The 20,958-nt window shown below is 67.6% G+C and carries 19 protein-coding genes; 18 read left to right on the top strand and 1 reads right to left on the bottom strand.

Translation table 11 applies throughout. The annotated features are described in order from the left end of the window. The first annotated feature begins 215 nt into the window (after positions 1-215). Genes BM133_RS14865 through BM133_RS14850 form a run of 4 tightly spaced genes read left to right on the top strand, consistent with a single transcriptional unit; the run spans position 216 to position 3,955 of the window. Positions 216-1,289, top strand: a complete 1,074-nt coding sequence (locus BM133_RS14865) for an NAD/NADP-dependent octopine/nopaline dehydrogenase family protein (RefSeq protein ID WP_093434721.1) — start codon at positions 216-218, stop codon at positions 1,287-1,289. After that, positions 1,279-2,283 (top strand): 3-hydroxybutyryl-CoA dehydrogenase, encoded by a 1,005-nt coding sequence (locus BM133_RS14860; RefSeq protein WP_093434720.1) that lies wholly within the window; start codon positions 1,279-1,281, stop codon positions 2,281-2,283. The genes BM133_RS14865 and BM133_RS14860 overlap by 11 nt, the downstream gene beginning before the upstream one ends. Further along, on the top strand, positions 2,280-3,080 hold the full coding sequence (locus BM133_RS14855) for an alpha/beta fold hydrolase (RefSeq protein ID WP_093434718.1): 801 nt from the start codon (positions 2,280-2,282) through the stop codon (positions 3,078-3,080). Before BM133_RS14860 ends, BM133_RS14855 begins: the two co-directional genes overlap by 4 nt. Further along, on the top strand, positions 3,077-3,955 hold the full coding sequence (locus BM133_RS14850) for a quinone oxidoreductase family protein (protein WP_093434717.1): 879 nt from the start codon (positions 3,077-3,079) through the stop codon (positions 3,953-3,955). The genes BM133_RS14855 and BM133_RS14850 overlap by 4 nt, the downstream gene beginning before the upstream one ends. 10 nt (positions 3,956-3,965) lie before the next feature. Here the strand turns inward: BM133_RS14850 and BM133_RS14845 are convergent, their stop codons facing one another. Further along, on the bottom strand, positions 3,966-4,448 hold the full coding sequence (locus BM133_RS14845) for a MarR family winged helix-turn-helix transcriptional regulator (RefSeq protein ID WP_093434715.1): 483 nt from the start codon (positions 4,446-4,448) through the stop codon (positions 3,966-3,968). A gap of 144 nt (positions 4,449-4,592) precedes the next feature. Between BM133_RS14845 and BM133_RS14840 the strand changes: the two genes are divergently transcribed. The 14 genes from BM133_RS14840 to BM133_RS14775 are packed head-to-tail and all read left to right on the top strand — an operon-like array spanning position 4,593 to position 20,940. Next, entirely contained in the window at positions 4,593-6,785 is a 2,193-nt protein-coding gene (locus tag BM133_RS14840) for a thiamine pyrophosphate-dependent enzyme (RefSeq protein ID WP_093434714.1), read from the top strand. 4 nt (positions 6,786-6,789) lie between these two features. Then, the gene (locus BM133_RS14835; protein WP_093434712.1) at positions 6,790-8,295 is read left to right on the top strand and encodes an indolepyruvate oxidoreductase subunit beta family protein; all 1,506 of its coding nucleotides are present in this window, start codon (positions 6,790-6,792) and stop codon (positions 8,293-8,295) included. A gap of 14 nt (positions 8,296-8,309) precedes the next feature. Further along, complete coding sequence (locus BM133_RS14830; protein ID WP_093434711.1) at positions 8,310-9,302, top strand: PDR/VanB family oxidoreductase; 993 nt, start codon at positions 8,310-8,312, stop codon at positions 9,300-9,302. Positions 9,303-9,318: 16 nt separating this feature from the next. Beyond that, positions 9,319-10,632, top strand: a complete 1,314-nt coding sequence (locus tag BM133_RS14825; protein ID WP_093434709.1) for an aromatic ring-hydroxylating dioxygenase subunit alpha — start codon at positions 9,319-9,321, stop codon at positions 10,630-10,632. After that, a complete protein-coding gene (locus BM133_RS14820; RefSeq protein WP_093434707.1) occupies positions 10,632-11,120 on the top strand; it encodes an aromatic-ring-hydroxylating dioxygenase subunit beta in 489 nt (162 codons plus the stop codon). The genes BM133_RS14825 and BM133_RS14820 overlap by 1 nt, the downstream gene beginning before the upstream one ends. A gap of 7 nt (positions 11,121-11,127) precedes the next feature. Continuing rightward, positions 11,128-12,753 (top strand): AMP-binding protein, encoded by a 1,626-nt coding sequence (locus BM133_RS14815; protein WP_093434706.1) that lies wholly within the window; start codon positions 11,128-11,130, stop codon positions 12,751-12,753. After that, the gene (locus tag BM133_RS14810; protein ID WP_093434704.1) at positions 12,750-13,922 is read left to right on the top strand and encodes a thiolase family protein; all 1,173 of its coding nucleotides are present in this window, start codon (positions 12,750-12,752) and stop codon (positions 13,920-13,922) included. The genes BM133_RS14815 and BM133_RS14810 overlap by 4 nt, the downstream gene beginning before the upstream one ends. Continuing rightward, on the top strand, positions 13,919-15,172 hold the full coding sequence (locus BM133_RS14805; protein ID WP_093434703.1) for an SDR family NAD(P)-dependent oxidoreductase: 1,254 nt from the start codon (positions 13,919-13,921) through the stop codon (positions 15,170-15,172). The genes BM133_RS14810 and BM133_RS14805 overlap by 4 nt, the downstream gene beginning before the upstream one ends. A 16-nt stretch (positions 15,173-15,188) precedes the next feature. After that, positions 15,189-16,001 carry a cyclase family protein gene (locus tag BM133_RS14800; protein WP_093434701.1) on the top strand — a complete coding sequence of 271 codons (813 nt, stop codon included), beginning with the start codon at positions 15,189-15,191 and terminating at the stop codon, positions 15,999-16,001. After that, positions 15,998-16,729 (top strand): SDR family oxidoreductase, encoded by a 732-nt coding sequence (locus tag BM133_RS14795; protein ID WP_177224803.1) that lies wholly within the window; start codon positions 15,998-16,000, stop codon positions 16,727-16,729. Before BM133_RS14800 ends, BM133_RS14795 begins: the two co-directional genes overlap by 4 nt. A 48-nt stretch (positions 16,730-16,777) precedes the next feature. Further along, positions 16,778-17,947, top strand: a complete 1,170-nt coding sequence (locus BM133_RS14790) for an ABC transporter substrate-binding protein (protein ID WP_093434700.1) — start codon at positions 16,778-16,780, stop codon at positions 17,945-17,947. 50 nt (positions 17,948-17,997) lie between these two features. Next, on the top strand, positions 17,998-19,143 hold the full coding sequence (locus tag BM133_RS14785; RefSeq protein WP_093434698.1) for an ABC transporter substrate-binding protein: 1,146 nt from the start codon (positions 17,998-18,000) through the stop codon (positions 19,141-19,143). A gap of 16 nt (positions 19,144-19,159) precedes the next feature. Then, complete coding sequence (locus BM133_RS14780) at positions 19,160-20,479, top strand: aromatic ring-hydroxylating dioxygenase subunit alpha (protein WP_093434697.1); 1,320 nt, start codon at positions 19,160-19,162, stop codon at positions 20,477-20,479. After that, positions 20,476-20,940, top strand: coding sequence for an aromatic-ring-hydroxylating dioxygenase subunit beta (locus BM133_RS14775; RefSeq protein WP_093434695.1), 465 nt, complete (start codon positions 20,476-20,478; stop codon positions 20,938-20,940). The genes BM133_RS14780 and BM133_RS14775 overlap by 4 nt, the downstream gene beginning before the upstream one ends. Positions 20,941-20,958: the final 18 nt, after the last annotated feature.

Here is a 20,958-nt window from a genome sequence, read left to right as displayed (position 1 = left end):
TCCATTTCAGAGCGGCCGAACGGCCGTCTCGCCCCAAAAGAAAGCCCGCGCTTCGCAAGAAGCGCGGGCTTTTTCATTGCGGGTTTCCGAGGGGGCCGTTGGCGCTGGATTTGATTGACATCTGAATCGATGAAAAGTAATGTAATAGCGCATTGCCTCTCCGGGGCCGCACATCGGTTACCGGTTCATCGACATCTGCTTTCAAAATCCCGAACATGAAAATTGCGATTCTTGGCGGTGGTCACGGTGCTTACGCAGCTGCCGCGGACCTGTCCGAAGCTGGCCACGAGGTGCGCTTGTGGCGTCGCGATGCCGCCGCGCTCGAGCCAGTCATGCAAGCCGGCGCGATCACGCTGAAGGATGCGAAGGGCACGCGCGAGGTGCCGTTGGCGCTTGCGACGCCCGATATCGGCGCGGCCCTCAAGGGCGCCGAGCTGATCGTCATTCCCACGCCCGCCATCGCCCAGCACGACATCGCGCTCGCGATGGCGCCGCACCTGGTCGACGGCCAGGTCGTCTTCCTGCCGCCCGGCACCTTCGGCAGCTACGTGATGGCGCGAACGGTGAAAGAGGCCGGCAACCGCGCCGACGTGGCCTGGGCCGAAACCGGCACCCTGCCGTATCTCGCGCGCAAGCACGGCGAGCGCGAAGTGAATGTCACGGTCCGCGCCATCCGCCTGCCGACCGGCGTCTACCCCGCGCGCAAGGAGTCCGAGGCGATCGCCGTGATCCGCAAGGCCTACCCGGCCGTGCATGGCTGCGGCGACGCGCTCTCGGGTGCGCTGATGAACGCCGGCCCGGTCATCCACCCGCCGCTGATGGTCATGAACGCTGCCCCGCTGCAGCACTTCGAGCGCTGGGACATCCACAACGAAGGCACCCAGCGCGCGGTGCGCGACGTGACCGACCGGCTCGACCGCGAGCGCATGGCCGTGCGCGAAGCCTTCGGACAGGGCGCGCCGCACTATCCGCTGGCCGATCACTACAACAACGACCAGTGGATGTACGGCGACGCGCACAAGCAACTCGTCAAGTCGGGCGACTGGCGCGAGAACATCGACCTGCACACGCACCGCTACATCACCGAAGACACCGAACTCGGCCTGGCCTTCCTCGCCTCGGCCGCGCGCCATGCGGGCGTGGATGCGCCCATCGCACACGGCCTGCTGGCCATCGTGGGCGGTTTTCTCGGCCGCGACCTGCGCCATGGCCCGCGCACTTTCGAAAGCCTGGGGCTCGCCGACCTGAGCGCGGCGCAACTCAAGCAGAGGCTGCACGATGGCGAATGAGCGCGCGCTGCCCCGCTTCGCAGCCGTCGGCGCCGGCCGCATGGGGCGCGGCATCGCGATCGCGTTCGCGTATGCCGGCCATCGCATCTCGCTGATCGACCTGCGCCCGCGCGGCGACGAAGCCTGGCGGCGCCTGCGCGACGAAGCGAAGGCGGAGATCGAAGCCAGCCTCGCAGGCCTCGCGCAACTCGGCGTGATCGATGCAGCGCAGATCCAGCCCATCGCCGCCCGTGTGGATTTCGTGAATGCGGCGGCCGCCCCGCAGGCGCTCGCCGCCGCCGAACTGGTGTTCGAAGGCGTCCCCGAAACCATGGACGCCAAGCGCGAAGCCTTCGAGCAAATCAACCGCCATTGCCGGGACGACGCCATCCTCACCTCGACCACCAGCAGCATTCTGGTGACGCAGCTCGCGGCGCTCGTGCGGTTGCCCGAACGCTTCCTCAACATGCACTGGCTCAACCCGGCCTACGTGATCCCGGTGGTCGAATTGAGTTGCCACCCCGGCACCGACGCCGTCGTGCTCGCGCGCACCAAGGCGCTGATGGAAGAGATCGGCAAGCTCCCCGTGGTCTGCGGCGCATCGCCCGGCTACATCGTGCCGCGCCTGCAGGCGTTGGTGATGAACGAAGCCGCCCGCATGATCGAGGAGGGCGTCGCCACCGCCGAGGAAATCGACAAGGCCACGCGTTACGGCCTGGGCCTGCGCTTCGCCGCGCTCGGCGTGGTCGAGTTCATCGACTTCGGCGGCTGCGACATCCTGCACCACGCGAGCCGCGAGATGTCGGCCTCGATCGACAAGGGCCGCTACACCGCGCCGGCCATCGTCGATCGCATGGTCGGGGAAGGGCGCCTCGGCCTGAAGAGCGGCAGCGGCTTCTACGACTATGAAGGCCGCGACATCGCCGCGTACCGGCGCGACGTGCTCTCGCGCACGCTGGGCGAGTTGAAGCACGCGGGCCTCTGGCGCGCGCCTGCCGGCGAGACGCTGTCATGACGATCCGCCGCGCCTTTGCCGACCTGTCGGTGGGACAGGTGCACTGCGCGTCGTGCGGCGATGCGGATGCGCCGGCCGTGCTGCTGCTGCACCAGTCGCCGCGCAGCTGGGCCGAGTACCGCGACGTGCTTCCGCTGCTCGGCGCGCGGTACCGCGCCATCGCGATGGACACCGCGGGCTTCGGCGATTCCTCGGACGGCGGTGTGCCCGCGAGCATCGGGCAATGGGCGCGCGTGGCGTGCGAGTTGCTCGATGCGCTGGGCATCCGGCAGGCCGATGTCGTGGGCCATCACACGGGCGGCGTCGTTGCGATCGAACTGGCGGCCGCGTTTCCGGACCGTGTGCGCAGCCTGGTGTTGTCGTCCACGCCATGCACCGACGAACCCTTTCGCATCGCGCGCGCCCAGCGGCCGCCCATCGACGAGGTTGCGCCGAGCGAAGACGGCAGTCATCTGGCTGCCCTTTGGCAAAAGCGCCAGGGCTTCTATCCGGCGGGGCGGCCCGACTTGCTCGAAGCCTTCGTGCTCGACGCATTGAAGGTCGGCCATCGCGTGGAAGAGGGCCATCGCGCCGTCGCGTCCTACCGCATGGAGGATCGCATCGGCCGCGTGACACAACCCACCCTCATCATCCGCGCCACCGACGATCCGTTCGCCGCACCGCATGCGGTCGAGCTGCAGCACCATCTGCCGCAAGCGCGCATCGTCGACATCGAAGGCGGCATGGTGCCCCTGCCGGACCAGATGCCCGAAGCCTTCGCGCAGACCGTGATCGACTTTCTTTCGACGCTGCCATGAAAGCCATTCGTATCCACGGTTTCGATGCGGTGCCCGTGCTGGAAGAGGTGGCCGAGCCGGCGCCGCGCCCCGGCCGCAGCATCGTTCGCATGCAGGCCGCCACGGTCGGTCACATCGACCGCACGGTGTGGCGCGGCAGCTTCCTGCGGCATCCGCCGTTGCCCTACACACCGGGTGTGGAGGCCGCGGGCATCGTCGTCGCGAGCGAGCGCCACGAGGTCGGGCAGCGCGTGTGGCTGCGCGGCAGCGGGCTGGGTACGCTGTTCGACGGCACCTGGAGCGAACTGATCGATGCGCCCGACGAAGCCCTCGGCCTCTTGCCCGATGCATTGCCGATGATGCTCGGTGCCGCATTTTTCTCGCCCACCACATCGGCATGGGTCGCGCTGCATGAGGTCGCGAAGCTGCAGGCCGGCGAACGGGTGCTGGTGACAGGCGCCAGCGGTGCCGTGGGCTCTCTGGCGATGCAGCTCGCACGCGATGCGGGTTGCACCGCGACGCGGGTCGATCCCGACGCCGGACCGCCCGCCGTTGCCAGCGCAGATCTGCTCATCGACACGGTCGGCGGGCATGTCCTTGCGACGGCGTTGCCCGCCGTGCGGCCCGGTGGACGGGCGGTGCTGATCGGCTACACCGCAGGCCCCGCGCTGCAACTGGACATCGCGCATTTCCTGCAGCGCGACGTCGCACTGTTGCCGCTCAACATGTTCAGGCGGGAGGCGGCAGGCCGTGCCGCCGCGCCCGAATTGCTCGCGCGATTGGCCGATGGCCGCCTGCATCTCGATGTGCAGAGCTTCGCGCTGGCCGACGCCGCGACCGCGCTCGATTGGATCGCGCAGCGCGGCCATCGTGGCCGCGCCGTGCTGGTGCCCTAGGGCGCCTGCCTCAGTCTTCTTCCGGCTCCGGTTCCTCGAGCGGCACATGCACGTGCAGTTCGATCATTCGCCGCAGCGTTTCCTTCAGTTCTTCGGCCCGCCGCAGGCCGAAGGGCTCGAGCACGCGCCGCTCGTGCTCGCGCGCCAGTTCCATCAGGTGTTCGACCGCCTTCAGTCCCTTGCGCGTGATGCGCACCAGCGTGATGCGGCGGTCACTTTCGTGGGGCAGGCGCTCGACCTGCCCGCGCGATTCCATGCGGTCCAGCAGGCGCGTCACCGTCGGCTGCTTGGTCACCGTCACCTGCGCGAGCTGGCCGATGCTGATGGGCTCGCTGCCCGCCAGCGACGCCATCACGCGCCACTCCGACACCGAAAAGCCCTGCTGCCGCGCCACCTCGTGGAACTCCGAAGAGATCAGCTGGCTGGCCTGCGCCAGCAGCGCCGGCAAGTAGTCGTCGACGAAACGATGCGACTCGACGGATTCATCAGCCATGAAGGTGCCTCACGGTTGCTGCGGGCACACTGCTTGCATGTCTAGGGTAATTCATGATTGTGGATACATTCATTTGTCAACATTATAGAAAGCGTGATGTGGCACCTGAAGCGCATCCTCCCACGAGAAAGAAGAAGGACCCACATGGCTGAGCGTTCGTTCGTCGAAGAAGTCAAGAAGCTGCGGCTTTCGGATGGCGAGGTATTTCGCGGTGAAGGCATTCTGGCGGTCACCAAGGCCTTGCTCGAATCGGGAGTTTCCTATGTGGCTGGGTACCAGGGCGCACCCATCTCGCACCTGATGGACGTGCTGGCCGATGCGCAGGACATCCTTGCCGAGCAGGGCATCCGCTTCGAGAACAGCGCGAGCGAAGCCACCGCCGCCGCCACGCTCGCGGCCTCGGTCAACTACCCGCTGCGCGGCGCCGTCACCTTCAAGGCGACCGTGGGGACCAACGTCGCGTCGGACGCACTGGCCAACCTCGCCTCGGGCGGCGTGACCGGCGGCGCGCTCATCATCGTGGGCGAGGACTACGGCGAAGGCTCGTCGATCATGCAGGAGCGCAGCCATGCGTTCGCGATGAAGTCGCAGATCTGGCTGCTCGATCCGCGGCCCAACCTGCCCAGCATCGTCGATGCGGTGAAGACGGGCTTCGATCTCTCCGAGGCCAGCAACACGCCCGTGATGCTGCAGCTGCGCATCCGCGCCTGCCACGTGCACGGCCACTTCATCGCCGGCGACAACAAGCGCGCGAAGTTCACGCTGCAGGAAGCGCTGGAGAACCCGCAGCGCGACGTCAGCCGCATCGTGCTGCCGCCCGCGAGCTTCGTGCACGAACAGGAGAAGGTGAAGGACCGCTGGCCCGCCGCGGTGCGCTTCATCGAGGAGCGCCAGCTCAACGAGTTCTTCTCCGAAGACGCCGACGACATCGGCATCATCGTGCAGGGCAGCAGCTACAACACGCTGCTGCGCGCGCTGGAGCGGCTCGACCTGGCCGACGTGTACGGCAACACCAAGGTCCCGCTCTACGTGATGAACGTGGCCTATCCCGTCATCGAGAGCGAAGTCATCCGCTTTTGCGAAGGCAAGCGCGCGGTGATGATCGTGGAAGAAGGCCAGCCCAACTTCGTCGAGCAGAACCTGGCGACCATCCTGCGCCAGGCCGGCTCGACGACCGCGCTGCACGGCAAGGACATGCTGCCCGTCGCCGGCGAATACACATCGTCCGAATTGCTCAAGGGCGCACGCACCTTCTGCGAGCGCTACGAGCGCCTCGCACCGCTGCCCGTACCTGTGCCGGTGCGCAAGGTGATCCCGCTCAGGGAAGTGGCCGCCATCGGCGTGGACGCCGCGCCCGAGCCGGTCGTGCCGTCTTCCGCGCTCGGCGACGTGGTGCATGCCCGTCCGCCGGGCTTTTGCACCGGCTGCCCCGAGCGCCCGATCTTCAGCGCCATGAAACTGGTCGAGCGCGAACTCGGCGCGCACCACGTGAGCGCCGACATCGGCTGCCACCTGTTCTCGATCCTGCCGCCCTTCAACATCGGCAACACCACCATGGGCTACGGCCTCGGCGGGGCGGGGGCCTCGGCACTCAATGCACCGGCCGGCAAGCGTGCGATCTCGATGATGGGCGACGGCGGTTTCTGGCACAACGGCCTCACCAGCGGCGTGGCGAATTCGGTCTTCAACAAGAGCGACAACCTCACCATCGTCGTCGACAACAACTACACCTCGGCCACGGGCGGGCAGGACATCCTCTCGTCGAACGCCGTCAACAAGACGCGCAGCACCGGCCACGAAATCGAGCGCGCCGTGCGCGGCGTGGGCGTCGAGTGGGTGAAGACGCTGCGCCGCACCTACGACGTGGCTGGCATGCGCGATGCGCTGAAAGAAGCGCTCACCACGACGAAGAAGGGGCCCAAGGTCCTGATCGCGCAGTCGGAGTGCATGCTCAACAAGCAGCGCCGCGAGAAGCCGCTGGTGCGCAAGGCCATCGCCGATGGCAAGCGCATGGTGCGCGAAAAATTCGGCGTCGATTCCGACACCTGCACCGGCGATCACTCGTGCATCCGCTTGTCGGGCTGCCCGTCGCTGTCGATCAAGCCCAACCCCGATCCGCTGCGCACCGACCCGGTCGCGACCGTGCTCGACAGCTGCGTGGGCTGCGGCGTGTGCGGCGAGGTCTCGCACGCCGCGGTGCTGTGCCCCTCGTTCTACAAGGCGCAGATCGTGAGCAACCCGAGTCGCTGGGATGTGCTGCGCGAGCGCGTGCGCAGCGCCGTCATCGGCTGGCTGCAACGTGGCGAAGCGCGCCGCCGCGAAACCTATGCGTTCTGAAGCGATGACGAACAAGGCGCAACCCATCAAGATCGCGATCCTCGCCATGGGTGGTGAGGGCGGCGGCGTGCTGGCCGACTGGATCGTCGACATGGGCGAAGCCAACGGCTACGTCGCCCAGACCACCTCGGTGCCGGGCGTGGCGCAGCGCACCGGCGCGACCATCTACTACGTCGAGCTGTACCCGATCGCGCAAGCCGATGCGGACGGCGGGCGGCCGGTGCTGGCGCTGATGCCGTTGCCCGGCGACGTCGACGTGGTGCTCGCATCGGAACTCATGGAAGCTGGCCGCGCCGTACAGCGTGGGCTCGTCACGAACGATCGAACCACGCTCATCGCCTCCACGCACCGCGTGTTCTCCATTGCGGAAAAGAGCGCGCTCGGTGACGGCCGCGTCGACAGCGCCCAGTTGCTCGCGCACACGGCCAAGGCGGCCAAGCGTTTCATCCGTTTCGACATGGAGAAGGCGGCCGAAGCTTCGGGCAGCGTGATCAGCGCAGTCTTGTTCGGTGCGCTGGCGGGCTCGGGCGTGCTGCCGTTCAGCCGCGCGCAGTTCGAAGCGACCATCGAACGCGGCGGCGTCGGCGTGAAGCCGAGCCTCAAGGCTTTCGGCGCGGCATTCGCGCGCGCCCTGGGCGGCGACGACGGCGAGACCCCGCCGGAAACGGTGGCCGCCACAGCGGCCCCGCAGCCGCGTCATCCGGCCGTGCGTGCGCTTGTCGAGCGCGTGCAGCACGACTTTCCCCTCGCCGCGCAAGACTTCCTGCTCGAGGGCGTGCGTCGCCTCATCGACTACCAGGACATTGCCTACGCCGGCCTGTACATCGATCGCGTCGCCGCCGCCGCGCTGCCGGGCGACGAAGACCACCGCCTGCTGCGCGAAACAGCCCGCCACCTCGCGCTCTGGATGTCCTACGAAGACACCGCGCGCGTCGCGGCCCTCAAGACCCGCGCCACCCGCTTCGAGCGCGTGCGTGGCGAGGCCCGCGTGCAGCCGGGCCAGGTGCTCGCCATCAACGAATACATGCACCCGCGCCTGCAGGAAATCTGCGAGACGCTGCCGGGCGGCATCGGCCGCTGGCTCATGGGCTCCAGGCTGCCGAAGAAGATCGTCGAGCGCTTCACCCAGCACGGCCGCGTGATCCAGACCAGTTCGCTGCGCGGCTACCTGATGCTGCGCACCGTCGCCGCCATGAAGCGCTGGCGTCGCTCGACGATGCGCTACGCCGAAGAAAACCGTCGCATCGAGGAATGGCTGCAGCGCATCGCCGCCACCGCGCAGCGCAACCCCGAACTGGCCGTCGAGCTGGCGCAGTGCCAGCGCCTGGTCAAAGGCTACAGCGACACGCACGAGCGCGGCATCCGCAACTACGACACCGTGATGCGCGCGGTCGAGCGCGCCGGCGCGCAGCTCGCACCCGCCACGTTGCGCGAGCTGCGCGACGCGGCGCTCGCCGACGAACACGGCCACAAGCTGCAAGCCGCGCTGGTGCAGCACGCACTGGCCTGAAGAGACAACGCACGATGACCGCTCCCACCGCCACGCTCCAGCTTCGCGTCGCCGAAGCGCGCGAACTCAACCCGCTGATCCGCATGCTGCGCCTGCGCGCGGAAGACGGTCGCCCACTGCCGGGCTTTGCAGCCGGCGCGCACATCCGCGTTCAGGTGACGCTGCCCGATGGCAAGACTGATTGGCGCCACTACTCGCTGATCAACTTCGGCACGGCACGCAACGCCACCAACGCGCCCACGGAATACGTGATCGCCGTGCGCAAGGAGGCCGAAGGCCGGGGCGGCTCGCTCTTCATGCACGAGAAGCTGAACGAAGGCGACACGCTCGCCATCGAGGCGCCGAAGAACGACTTTCCGCTGCACACCGGCCCCGGCGGCTCGGTGCTGGTCGCCGGTGGCATCGGCGTCACGCCGCTCGCCACCATGGCCGCTCGTCGTCGCGCCGAAGAGGCACCGGTGCGGATGCACTACGCCGGCCGCAGCCGCGAGCTGATGGCTTTCCTGTCCGAACTGCAGGCGCTGCTGGGCGACGACCTTCGCGTGCACACCGACGCAGAGGCCGGCGCGCCGCTCGACATCGACGCGCTGCTGGACGACGTGCCTGCCGGCGACCGCCTCTACGTCTGCGGCCCCAAGGTCATGCTCGACGCCGTGCTCGCGCGCACCCAGGCTCGCGGTTGGGAGCACGATCGCGTGCACTTCGAGCTCTTCACCGAATCGGTCGCCGAAGCGGGCGACCAGCCCTTCGAGGTCGAACTCGCCCAGTCCGGCCAACGCTTCACCGTCGCGGCCGACCAGAGCATCCTGGACTGCCTCATCGACAACGGCTGCGACCCGATGTTCGACTGCAAGCGCGGCGAATGCGGCGTGTGCGCCGTGCCGGTGATCGAAGGCGAGATCGAACACCGCGACTACGTGCTCACCGCCCGCGAGAAGGCGGAGGGCAACGTCATGCAGATCTGCATCTCGCGCGCCAAGGGTGCGCGCCTGGTGCTCGACCTCTGAAGGAGCCGTGAGACCCATGACCTCGTACCGAGACAACCCCGGCGCCGTGCGCGCACTCGTGCGGAACGACCGCGTGCACCGCGACCTGTACACCAGCCAGGAACTGTTCGAGCTGGAGCAGGAACACTTCTTTGCCAACACCTGGAATTACGTCGGCCACGAGAGCCAGTTGCCGAAATCCGGCGACTGGATCAGCAACGAGATCGCCGGCCGCCCGCTGATCGTCGTGCGCCACACCGACGGCAGCGTGCGCGCGATGATGAATCGCTGCGCGCACAAGGGCTCGCGCCTGGTGAGTGCGCCCTGCGGCAACACCGGCAAGTTCTTTCGCTGCCCGTACCACGCGTGGACTTTCAAGACAGACGGCTCGCTGCTGGCGATTCCGCTGAAGACCGGCTACGAGAACACCGCGCTGCACGAATGCGAATCCGCCAAGGGGCTCACCACGCTGAAGCACGTGCGCAGCCACCGTGGCTTCATCTTCGTGAAGATCAACGACGCGGGCCCCGACTTCGAGGCGTACTTCGGCGACTCGCTGAGCTCCATCGACAACATGGCCGACCGCTCGCCCGAGGGCGAACTGGAAATCGCCGGCGGGTGCCTGCGCTTCATCCACCAGTGCAACTGGAAGATGTTCGTGGAGAACCTCAACGACACCATGCACCCGATGGTGGCGCACGAGTCCTCCGCCGGCACCGCCAAGCGCATGTGGGCCGACAAACCCGCCGATGAACCCAAGCCCATGGCGGTCGAGCAGTTCGTGCCTTTCATGTCCGACTACAAGTTCTTCGAGGACATGGGCATCCGAACCTACGACCACGGCCACAGCTTCACGGGCGTGCACTTCAGCATCCACAGCAAGTACAAGGCGATCCCCGAGTACGACGACGCGATGAAGGCGCGCTACGGCGAAGAGAAGACCGCGCAGATCCTGGGCATGGCGCGGCACAACACGGTGTACTACCCGAACCTCACGATCAAGGGCGCGATCCAGGCGATTCGCGTGGTCAAGCCCATCTCGGCCGACAAGACGCTGATCGAGAGCTGGACCTTTCGCCTGAAGGGCGCCCCGCCCGAGCTGCTGCAGCGCACGACCATGTACAACCGGCTCATCAATTCGCCGTTCTCGGTGGTGGGACACGACGACCTGCAGGCCTATCGCGGCATGCAGGCCGGGCTGCACGCGAGCGGCAACGAGTGGGTGAGCCTGCACCGCGACTACGACCCGTCGGAGCTGAAGGGCGGCGAAATCACCACCGGCGGCACCAACGAGTTGCCGATGCGCAACCAGTATCGAAGCTGGGTCGAGCGCATGACGGAGACGATGTGATGGCCGGCACCGAAGTCACGCGCCAGGACCTGATCGACTTCGTGGTGAACGAAGCGCACCTGCTCGACACGCGCCGCTACGAAGAATGGAACGCGCTTTTCACCGACGACGCCTTCTACTGGGTGCCGCTCGTGCCCGACCAGGAAGACGGCCTGAACCACACCTCGCACCTCTACGAAGACAAGCTGCTGCGCGAGCTGCGCATCGAGCGCCTGAAGAGCCCGCGCGCGTTTTCGCAGCAGCCGCCGAGCCGCTGCCACCACCTGCTGCAGGTGCCGGTGGTCGAGACCTTCGATGCCGAGGGCAATCGCTTCGTGGTGCGAACCGGCTTCCACTACACCGAGTCGCAGGGCGACGAACTGCAGTTCTACGTCGGCACCTTCTTTCATCACCTCACGGTGCACGGCGGCGCATTGCGCATGACGCTCAAGCGCGTGAACCTGCTCAACTGCGACGCGGCGCTTCCGGCCGTGCAGCTTTTCATCTAAGGACGCGATGCAAGACTCCACCGTCCATCAAGTCTTCGCGGCGACCGCCGCGCGCACGCCGCAGGCCGAGTTCCTGTTCACCGAATCGGTGACCGCAGCCGCCTACGGCATCGCGGCCGGCGCCATTCGCTGGGGCGAGGCTGCAGCCGAGGTCGAGCGCCTGCGCGCGGCCTATGCAAAGGCCGGCTACGGGCATGGCCATCGCGTCGGCCTGCTGCTGGAGAACCGGCCCGCGTTCCTCTTTCACTGGTTCGCACTCAACGCCCTGGGCGCGAGCGTGGTACCGATCAACGCCGAGATGCGCTCGGCCGAACTCATCTACCTCATCGGGCACAGTGAAATCGGTCTCGCGGTGACCCTGCCCGAACGCGCTGCCGACTTGCGCGCGGCTGCGGCGCAAGCCGGCGTGGCCTTCGAGACGATGGGGCCCGACGATGCGGTGCCGAGCGCGAAGACGACCGCACCGCGCGCCGGGGACGCGATCGGCGCCGATACGGAATGCGGCCTCCTCTACACCTCGGGCACCACCGGGCGCCCCAAGGGCTGCATCCTGAGCAACGCCTACTTCCTGCGTGCAGGCGAGTGGTACGCAGCGCTCGACGGCGTGTGCGGCATCCGCCCCGATACCGAGCGCGTCATCACGCCGCTGCCCCTGAACCACATGAACGCCATGGCGTTCTCCACCATGGTGGTGCTGGTGGCGGGTGGGTGCCTGGTGCAGCTGGACCGCTTTCATCCGAAGACCTGGCTTGCCAGCGCCCGCGAAAGCGGCGCGACCATCGTGCATTACCTGGGCGTGATGCCGGCGATGCTCTTGTCGGCCAATGCGTCCGCGGCCGACAAGGACCATGCGATCCGCTGGGGTTTCGGCGCCGGCGTGGACCGCAAGAACCACGCCCCTTTCGAAGAGCGCTTCGGCTTCCCGCTGGTGGAGGCCTGGGCCATGACCGAGACCGGCGCGGCCGCCTGCATCATGGCCAACCGCGAGCCGCGCCTCGTGGGCACGAGCTGCTTCGGGCGGCAGGAAGAGTTCGTCGAGCTCCGGCTCGTGGGCGAGGACGGCAACGACGTCGGCGTCGACTTGACGGGTGAACTGCTCGTTCGGTCAACCGGCGGCGACCCAGAACGCTACTTCTTCTCCGGCTACCTGAAAGACGAGGAAGCCACGCGCGAAGCCTGGTCCGGCGGCTGGTTCCACACCGGCGATCTCGTGCGGCGCGACCCCGAGGGCAACTTCTTTTTTGTCGACCGCAAGAAGAACGTGATCCGCCGCAGCGGCGAGAACATCTCGGCCGTCGAGGTAGAGAGCGTGCTCAACCAGCACCCGGCCGTGAAGACATCGGCTGTGGCCGCCACGCCCGACGAAGTGCGCGGCGACGAAGTGCTCGCTTGCATCGTGGTGCGAGAAGGCACCGATGCATCGCAACGCGCGCAGATCGCCGCGAGCATCGTCGAGCATGCGCTGGCCCAACTCGCTTATTACAAGGCGCCCGGCTACGTCGCTTTCGTCGACGCGCTGCCTCTCACGCCTTCGCAGAAGATCCAGCGCGGGCAACTCCGCGAGATGGCGCATGCATTGCCCGGGCAGGGCCATTGCATCGACACCCGCGCGATGAAAAAGAGGCAGCCATGAGCCGCAACCGACTTTCCTACGAAGGCGTCGCGGTGGCCGTGCCCATCACGGTGCCCTATGTGCGCTACTCCACGCGCACCGCCCACTGGTTCATCGGCCAGGCCGTCGAGGCGCTGGTCCAGGCGAGCGGCGTCGCCAAGGAGCAGATCGACGGCCTGTGCCTCAGCAGCTTTTCGCTGGCGCCGGACACGGCCGTGGGCGTCACCCAGCACCTGGGCCTCTCGCCGCGCTGGCTCGACCATGTGCCCACGGGCGGCGCCTCGGGCGTGATGTGCCTGCGCCGCGCCGCGCGCGCCGTGCAGGCGGGCGATGCCGACATCGTGGCCTGCGTGGGCGCCGACACCAACCATGTCGACTCCTTCCGTCAGACGCTCGGCAGCTTCAGCAACTTCGCGCGCGATGCGAGCTACCCCTACGGCTCGGGCGGGCCGAACTCGATCTTCGCGTTCATCACTGCCAACTACATGCGCACCTACGGCGCGAAGCGCGAAGATTTCGGCCGCATCTGCGTGGACCAGCGCACCAACGCGCTCGGCAACCCGAACGCGATGTTCAAGAAGGCGCTCACGCTGGACGAGTACATGGCCGCACGCCCCATCTCGGACCCGATCCACCTCTTCGACTGCGTGATGCCCTGCGCCGGCGCCGATGCCTTCCTGGTGATGAGCGAGGAGCGCGCACGCGACCTGGGCCTGGCGCACGTGGTGATCCGCGGCGCCATCGAGCGCCACAACGCCTATGCCGACGATCCGGTGATGGTGCAGGGCGGCTGGCGCAAGGACCGCGACGACCTCTATGCGCAGGCCGGCGTGCAGCCCACCGCACTCGACTTCGTGCAGACCTACGACGACTATCCCGTCATCGTGATGATGCAGTTCGAAGACCTGGGCTTTTGCGAGAAGGGCGAGGGCTCGGCCTTCGTGCAATCGCACACCATGACTTTCGACGGCAGCTTTCCGAACAACACGAGTGGCGGGCAGCTTTCGGCCGGGCAGGCTGGTGCGGCGGGCGGCTTCCTCGGCATGGTCGAGGCGATCCGCCAACTGACGGATCAAGCCGACAAGCGCACGGTGCCCGATGCGCAACTGGGCCTCGTCGCCGGCTTCGGCATGGTGACCTACGACCGCTGCCTCTGCACAGGCGCAGTCATCCTCGGGAGACCCGCATGACGATGCCGATGATGCGCCCCCCGCGCAAGAACCCGGTGCTGCGCACCCGGCAGATGAACCTGCCGCCCGGCGCGCGCGGCCGCGTGGCGCTCGGCCTCACGGCCGCCGCCGCAGAAGGCCGCTTCGAACTGCAGACCTGCGAGGACTGCGGCACCGTGCAGTACCCGCCGCGCGAGGTCTGCCACAAGTGCCTTTCTGCTGCGCTGCGCTGGCGCCAGCAGAGCGGCGAAGGCGAACTGCTCGGCAGCACCACGCTGCATCACAGCAACGACCTGTTCTTCCGCGAGCGGCTGCCCTGGCGGCTGGGCCTGGTGCACCTGGACGTCGGCCCGACGCTCATGGTCCACCTGCACGGTGAAGTCGGCGACGCGCCGACGCGAGTGCGTGTCGGCGCCCGGCTCGACCGCGCGGGCCAGGCCGTTCTCATTGGTTTTCCGAATGAAGGGAGTGCCCACATGGCCGACGACAAGATGCTCCGAGAAATGACCAGCGACCCCAAGTTCCGCAAGGCGCTGGTGACCGACGGCAAGACCGAGACCGGCCAGGCCATCGTGCGTGCGCTGGTGAAGGCCGGCGCCGACATCGTCTGGGTCGGCCACGCCGAGCCCTGGAAGAAGATGGGCGACGGCCTGGACGACATCTCGGCGTTGCCGCAGGTCACGCTCGTGCCGCTGGACCTCACCAACGGCCGGCAGGTGACCGAGCTTGCGGGCTCCATCGGCGGCAAGGTCGACATCGTGATCAACAACGCCGAGGTGCACCGCACCTTCGGCATCGGCGCGCGGCGCGGCACCGACGTGGCCAAGGCCGAGATGGACATCAACTACTTCGGCCTGCTGCGCCTCGCGCAAGAATTCGGCCCCGCGCTCAAGGGCCGCTCGGCCGATGGCGCGACGGGCGCGACGGCGTGGGTCAACCTGCTGTCGATCTACGCGCTCAGCAACTTCCCGCCGCACGGCACCTTCAGCGCCTCGAAGGCGGCGGCGCATTCGCTTGCGCAGTGCCTGCGCGCCGAGATGCGGCCGGCCGGCATCCGCGTGATCAACGTGTTCCCGGGGCCCATCGACGACGAATGGAACCAGCACACGCCGCCGCCCAAGCTGGCGCCCACGGCGTTGGCCAACGCCATCGTGAAGGCGCTGCGCGATGGCGTCGAAGACGTCTATCCGGGCGACGTGGCGCAGGAGTGGCTGGAGCGCTGGCGCGACAACCCCAAGGTGCTCGAACGCGAACTGGCCGCAGGCGGCTGAGAACAGGAGCCACACGATGACGACAACCACCGAACCGATGTCCGCCGCCGAAATCCTCGGTGGCCTGGTGACCGCGATGGCCACTGGCCGCATCCGCGTGATCGACCTCACGCAGACGCTCACGCCCGAGTTCCCGCAGATCGCGCTACCGCCCGAGATGGGCCAGTGCTGGCCCTTCCGCATCGAGGAGGTGTCGAAGTACGACGAGCGTGGCCCGGGCTGGTACTGGAACAACTTCTCCTGCGGCGAGCACACGGGCACGCACTTCGACGCACCGATCCACTGGATCTCCGGACGCGACCTGCCGAACAACTCGGTGGACACCATCCCCGTGCAGAACTTCGTGGCGCCGGCCTGCGTGATCGACTGCTCGGCCGAGGTGCAGGGCAACGACGACTACCTGTTGAGCGTGGCCGACATCGAGCGCTACGAAGCCGCCCATGGCCGCATCCCGAAGGGCGCGTGGGTGCTGATGCGCACCGACTGGTCCAAGCGCAGCGACCCTGAGGCGTATCAAAACTTCGACGAAACCGGCCAGCACACGCCCGGCCCGAGCACCGAGGCCGTGCGCTTCCTGGTGGAGCAGCGCGACGTGCTGGGCTTCGGCTCGGAGGCCATCGGCACCGATGCGGGGCAGGGCTATCACCTGCGTCCACCGTATCCGTGCCACTACTACATGCACGGCGCCGGGCGCTACGGGTTGCAGTGCCTGAGCAATCTCGACCTGCTGCCGCCCGCGGGCGCGGTGCTGATCTGCCCGCCGCTCAAGATCGAGAAGGGCAGCGGCAGCCCGCTGCGTGTGCTGGCGTTGGTGGGAGCGCAGGCATGAACACGGTGCCCAAGGTCGCGGCCGTCACCGGCGGCAGCGCCGGCATCGGCAAGGCGATCTGCGAGGACCTGCTCGCGCAAGGCTACGAGGTGGTGTCGCTCGCGCGCCGCAAGGCCGAGATCGACCATCCGAAGCTGCACAGCCTCGAGGTCGACCTGAGCGACCGCGCCGCCACGGGCGAAGCGGTGCGTGAACTGGTCGAGCGCTTTGCGCCGACCACCATCGTGCACAACGCCGGCGTGATCCGCGCAGCCTTGTTGCCCGAGGTGAAGCTGGACGATCTCGATGCGCTGGTCGACTTGCACCTGGGCTGCGCGATCCAGCTCGTGCAGGGCGCATTGCCCGCCATGCGCGCGCAGCGTTTCGGCCGCGTGGTGCTGCTGTCGTCGCGCGCCGCACTGGGTCTTGCGACCCGCACCAGCTATTCCGCGACCAAGGCCGGCATGCTGGGCATGGCGCGCACCTGGGCTCTGGAACTGGCCGCCGACGGCATCACGGTGAACGTGGTGGCGCCGGGACCGATCCGCACCGACATGTTCTACGACGTCGTCGAAGCCGGCAGCGAGAAGGAGCGCGCGCTCGCGGCCTCCGTGCCCGTCAAGCGCCTGGGCGAATCGGCCGACGTGGCACGCGCCGTGCGTTTCTTCGCCGATGCGGACAACAGCTTCGTTACCGGCCAGGTGCTCTACGTGTGCGGCGGCACCAGCGTCGGCAGCCTGGTCCTCTAGTTCTCAGCGTTCGTTTCGTTCAAAAAACATCACCTCTGGAGCATCGCCATGAAAGTCCTGAACCGATTCCGTGCCCTCGCGGGCATCGCCGTGGGCCTGGGCGCCCTGAGCGCCGTCGCTGGCGCCTGGGCTGCTGACCTCAAGGTCGGCTTCATCACGTCGCTCTCGGGGCCGGTGTCGTCGCTGGGCATCCCCTACGAGAAGGGCATGAAGGCCGCGCTCGCCTACAAGGCGGACCTGGGTGGCCGCAAGATCCAGCTGGTGCAGCTGGACGATGCCTCGGACCCGACCACGGCCGCGCGCAACGCCCGCAAGATGATCGACGAGGACAAGGTCGACGTCATCATCGGCACGGCAGGATCGCCCGGCGCGCTGGCCATCGCGGGCGTGGCGCGCGAGACGAAGACGCCGCTCATCTCCATCGCCAACGCCAACCTGCCGGGCGAAGAGGGCGCGTGGATGGTCACGCTGCCGCAGCCCGCGCCGCTCATGGTGAGCGCGGTGGTCGAGCGCATGAAGAAGTCGGGCGTGAAGACGGTCGGCTACATCGGCTTCTCCGACGCCTGGGGCGACCTGGTGTACGACGCGCTGCAAAAGAGCGCGGAGCCGGCGGGCATCAAGATCGTGTCGAACGAGCGCTATGCGCGCGCCGATTCGTCGGTGACGGGCCAGGTGCTCAAGATCGTGGCGCTGCGCCCCGACGCGGTGATCACCGGCACCTCGGGCACGCCCGGCGCGCTGCCGTACCTGGCGCTCGCGGAGCGCGGCTACAGGGGCCAGATCTACGGCATGCATGCGCTCATCAACCCCGACTTCGTGCGCGTGGGCGGCGCGGCCGTCGAAGGCCTGCTCGCACCCACCGGCCCGGTGATCGTGGCCGAGCAGTTGCCGGGCGACAACCCGATCCGCAAGGTGTCGATGGACTTCCGCGCGGCCTACCAGAAGGCCAACGGCGCGGCGCCTACCGATGCCTTCTCGGCCTACACCTTCGATGCCTGGCTGCTGTACTTGGACGCCGCCCAACGCGCGCTCGCCACCAAGGCCGAGCCGGGCACGCCGCAGTTCCGTCTCGCGCTGCGCGACGCGATCGTGAGCACCAAGGAGCTGGTGGGCACCCACAGCGTCTACAACTTCAAGCCGACCGACCGCTATGGATCGGACGAACGCTCGCGTGTGGTCGTGAAGCTCGAAAAGGGTCAGTGGAAGCTGGTTCCCTGATTCAACGCACGCAACGCACACAACATACGCCACACGCTGGAGCAATCTCAATGAAAAAGAAACTGGCCCGCCTCCTCGGCCTCACCGCCGTCGCATTGGCAACTGCACAGGCCATGGCGGCCGACCTGAAGATCGGCTTCATCAGCTCGCTTTCGGGCCCTGTCGCCGCACTGGGCGTTCCCTACGAAAAGGGCATTCGCGCAGCCATTGCCGAGCGTCCCGAGATCGGTGGCCGCAAGGTCCAGTTGATCGTGCTCGACGACGCCTCCGACCCGACCACCGCCGGCCGCAACGCCCGCAAGCTGGTGACGGAAGACAAGGTCGATGTGCTCATCGGCACCTCGGGTGTGCCGGGCGCGATGGCCATCGCCTCGGTGGCGCGCGAGCTCAATACGCCGCTGATCTCGCCCACGCCGGTGACCATCGCCGGCCCGGAAGGCGCGTGGACGGTGACGGTGTCGCAACCGTTCCCGCTCATGGTCGCCGGCGTGGTGGACCGCATGCAGAAGTCGGGCGTGAAGACCGTGGCCTTCATCGGCTTTTCCGATGCGCTGGGCGACCTGGCCTACGACTCGCTGATGAAGAGCACGGCCGCCGCCGGCATCAAGGTGGTGGCGAACGAGCGCTATGCACGCAGCGATTCGTCGGTGGCGGGGCAGATCCTGAAGATCGTCGCGGCGCGGCCCGATGCCGTGTTCGCGGGCAACTCCGGCACGCCCGGTGCGCTGCCCTACATCGCGCTCGCCGAGCGTGGCTACAAGGGCAAGATCTATGGCACGCACGGGCTCATCAACGCCGACTTCGTGCGCGTAGGAGGTGCTTCCATCGAAGGCCTGCAGGTGCCCAGCGGCCCCGTGCTCGTGGCCGACCAGCTGCCCGACAGCAACCCCATCAAGAAGGTGTCGATGGGCTTTCGCAACGCCTACCAGAAGGTGAACGGCGCGGTGCCCACCGATGCCTTCTCCTCGTACACCTACGACGCCTACCTGCTGCTGGCCGACGCCGCCTCGCGCACCAAAGGCGAGCCGGGCACGCCGCAGTACCGCACCGCGCTGCGCGACGCCATCGTGAGCACGAAGGAGCTCGTGGGCACGCACGGCATCTACACCTTCAAGCCCGACGACCGCTATGGCTCCGACCAGCGCGGCGTGGTGATCGTGCAGATGAACAAGGGCCAGTGGAAGCTCGTTCCTTGAGAAGCCGAGTGCCCCGATGACCAGCTACCGCCATCATCCCGACCGCATCGCCGCCCTGGTGCAGGACGATCGCGTGCACCGCGACCTGTACCTGAGCGAGGAGATCTTCGCGCTCGAACAGGAGCGCCTGTTCGCGAACACCTGGGTCTTCCTCGGCCATGCGAGCCAGGTACCGGAAGCGGGCGACTTCGTGACGCAGGAGGTCGCGGGCCGACCGCTCCTGATGGTGCGGCAGCCCGACGGCGCGGTGCACGTGATGTACAACCGCTGCGCCCACAAGGGCACGCAGCTGGTGACGGACGAAAGCGGCAACACCGGCCGGTTCTTTCGCTGCCCGTACCACGCGTGGACCTACAAGCTCGACGGCGCGCCGCTCGGCGTGCCGCTGAAGAACGGCTACGAGGGCACGCAGCTCAAGGCCTGCGAATCGGGGCAGGGGCTCTCGGTGGTGAAACACGTGAAGGTCTACCGCGACTTCGTCTTCGTGCGGCTCTCCGACACCGGCCCTGCGTTCGAGGACTATTTCGGCGAAGTGCTCGGCGCCATCGACAACATGGTCGACCGTTCGCCCGAGGGCAAGCTCACCGTGGGTGGCGGCGTGCTGCGCAACATCGTCCATTGCAACTGGAAGATGTACCTGGAGAACATCAACGACACGGTGCATCCGATGTCGGCGCACGAATCGGCCACCAAGGCGGCCGAGGCGCTGTGGGAAGGCCATGCGCCCACCGATCCCAAGCCGATGGCGATGGAGCAGATCCTGCCCTTCGGCTCGGGCTACGAGTTCTTCGACAAGATGGGTGGGCGGGTGTTCGCCAACGGGCACAGCGTGCTGGGCGTGAACTTCAGCATCCATTCCAGCTACGCGCAGCTGCCCGAATACGAAGCCGCGATGCAGGCCGCGCACGGGGCCGAGCGCGCGGCCGACATCCTGCAGCGCTCGCCGCAGAACTCGGTCTTCTATCCGAGCCTGTCGGTGAAGGGCTCGCCGCAGGCCATCCGCGTGATCCGTCCGCTGGCGGCCGACCGCACGCTGATCGAGGCCTGGAGCTTCCGCGCAGCCGGCGCGCCCGCGCTGCTGTTCGAGCGCGCGATGAGCTACAACCGGCTCGTGTTCTCGCCGATGTCGGTGGTGGCGCACGACGACGTGCACCTGTTCGAGAGCATCCAGCAGGGCCTGCGCGCCGGCGGCAACGAATGGGTGAGCCTGCACCGCGACTTCGACGCGGCCGAGCTCGCGCGATCGACCATCACCACCAACGGCACGAACGAGTTGCTCATGCGCAACCAGTTCCGCGCCTGGGCGAAGGCGATGGCTTCGGAGGTCGCGGCATGAACGACCCGCGCGACTTCATTGCCCACGAGGCGGCCCTGCTCGACGAGCGGCGCTTCGACGACTGGCTGGCGCTGTTCTCCGAAGACGGCCACTACTGGGTGCCGCTGCTCGGCGCCGCGCAGGCCGATCCGTTCTCGCACAACTCGCTGGCCTACGAAGACCGGCTGCTGCTGCAGCTGCGCGTCGATCGCCTGAAGAACCCGCGCGCGCATTCGCAGCATCCCGCCAGCCACAGCCAGCACGTGCTGCAGCCCTCGCGCATCGAGAACGAGACGGGCGACGAGGTGCACCTGCGCACGCCGTTCCTCTATGTGGAGGCGCGCGGCGAATCCCAGATCCTGCTGAGCGGCACCGCGCGCCACCACCTCGTGCGCACCGTCTCGGGCTGGGCCATCCGCCAGAAGCGCATCGACCTGCTCAACGCCGCGCGCGCGTTGCCGGCGATCCAGTTGTTCATCTGAGTTACCCGTTCATTCCAT

Source organism: Variovorax sp. 770b2 (genome assembly GCF_900115685.1).
Taxonomy (GTDB): domain Bacteria; phylum Pseudomonadota; class Gammaproteobacteria; order Burkholderiales; family Burkholderiaceae_C; genus Variovorax.
This window is presented reverse-complemented; position numbering and strand designations above follow the sequence as displayed.

What these genes read in the sequence shown, in the direction of transcription:
- BM133_RS14865 (WP_093434721.1), top strand. Translation starts at nt 216, where the DNA reads ATGAAAATTGCGATTCTTGGCGGTGGTCACGGTGCTTACGCAGCTGCC.
- BM133_RS14860 (WP_093434720.1), top strand. Translation starts at nt 1,279, where the DNA reads ATGGCGAATGAGCGCGCGCTGCCCCGCTTCGCAGCCGTCGGCGCCGGC.
- BM133_RS14855 (WP_093434718.1), top strand. Translation starts at nt 2,280, where the DNA reads ATGACGATCCGCCGCGCCTTTGCCGACCTGTCGGTGGGACAGGTGCAC.
- BM133_RS14850 (WP_093434717.1), top strand. Translation starts at nt 3,077, where the DNA reads ATGAAAGCCATTCGTATCCACGGTTTCGATGCGGTGCCCGTGCTGGAA.
- BM133_RS14845 (WP_093434715.1), bottom strand. Translation starts at nt 4,448, where the DNA reads ATGGCTGATGAATCCGTCGAGTCGCATCGTTTCGTCGACGACTACTTG.
- BM133_RS14840 (WP_093434714.1), top strand. Translation starts at nt 4,593, where the DNA reads ATGGCTGAGCGTTCGTTCGTCGAAGAAGTCAAGAAGCTGCGGCTTTCG.
- BM133_RS14835 (WP_093434712.1), top strand. Translation starts at nt 6,790, where the DNA reads ATGACGAACAAGGCGCAACCCATCAAGATCGCGATCCTCGCCATGGGT.
- BM133_RS14830 (WP_093434711.1), top strand. Translation starts at nt 8,310, where the DNA reads ATGACCGCTCCCACCGCCACGCTCCAGCTTCGCGTCGCCGAAGCGCGC.
- BM133_RS14825 (WP_093434709.1), top strand. Translation starts at nt 9,319, where the DNA reads ATGACCTCGTACCGAGACAACCCCGGCGCCGTGCGCGCACTCGTGCGG.
- BM133_RS14820 (WP_093434707.1), top strand. Translation starts at nt 10,632, where the DNA reads ATGGCCGGCACCGAAGTCACGCGCCAGGACCTGATCGACTTCGTGGTG.
- BM133_RS14815 (WP_093434706.1), top strand. Translation starts at nt 11,128, where the DNA reads ATGCAAGACTCCACCGTCCATCAAGTCTTCGCGGCGACCGCCGCGCGC.
- BM133_RS14810 (WP_093434704.1), top strand. Translation starts at nt 12,750, where the DNA reads ATGAGCCGCAACCGACTTTCCTACGAAGGCGTCGCGGTGGCCGTGCCC.
- BM133_RS14805 (WP_093434703.1), top strand. Translation starts at nt 13,919, where the DNA reads ATGACGATGCCGATGATGCGCCCCCCGCGCAAGAACCCGGTGCTGCGC.
- BM133_RS14800 (WP_093434701.1), top strand. Translation starts at nt 15,189, where the DNA reads ATGACGACAACCACCGAACCGATGTCCGCCGCCGAAATCCTCGGTGGC.
- BM133_RS14795 (WP_177224803.1), top strand. Translation starts at nt 15,998, where the DNA reads ATGAACACGGTGCCCAAGGTCGCGGCCGTCACCGGCGGCAGCGCCGGC.
- BM133_RS14790 (WP_093434700.1), top strand. Translation starts at nt 16,778, where the DNA reads ATGAAAGTCCTGAACCGATTCCGTGCCCTCGCGGGCATCGCCGTGGGC.
- BM133_RS14785 (WP_093434698.1), top strand. Translation starts at nt 17,998, where the DNA reads ATGAAAAAGAAACTGGCCCGCCTCCTCGGCCTCACCGCCGTCGCATTG.
- BM133_RS14780 (WP_093434697.1), top strand. Translation starts at nt 19,160, where the DNA reads ATGACCAGCTACCGCCATCATCCCGACCGCATCGCCGCCCTGGTGCAG.
- BM133_RS14775 (WP_093434695.1), top strand. Translation starts at nt 20,476, where the DNA reads ATGAACGACCCGCGCGACTTCATTGCCCACGAGGCGGCCCTGCTCGAC.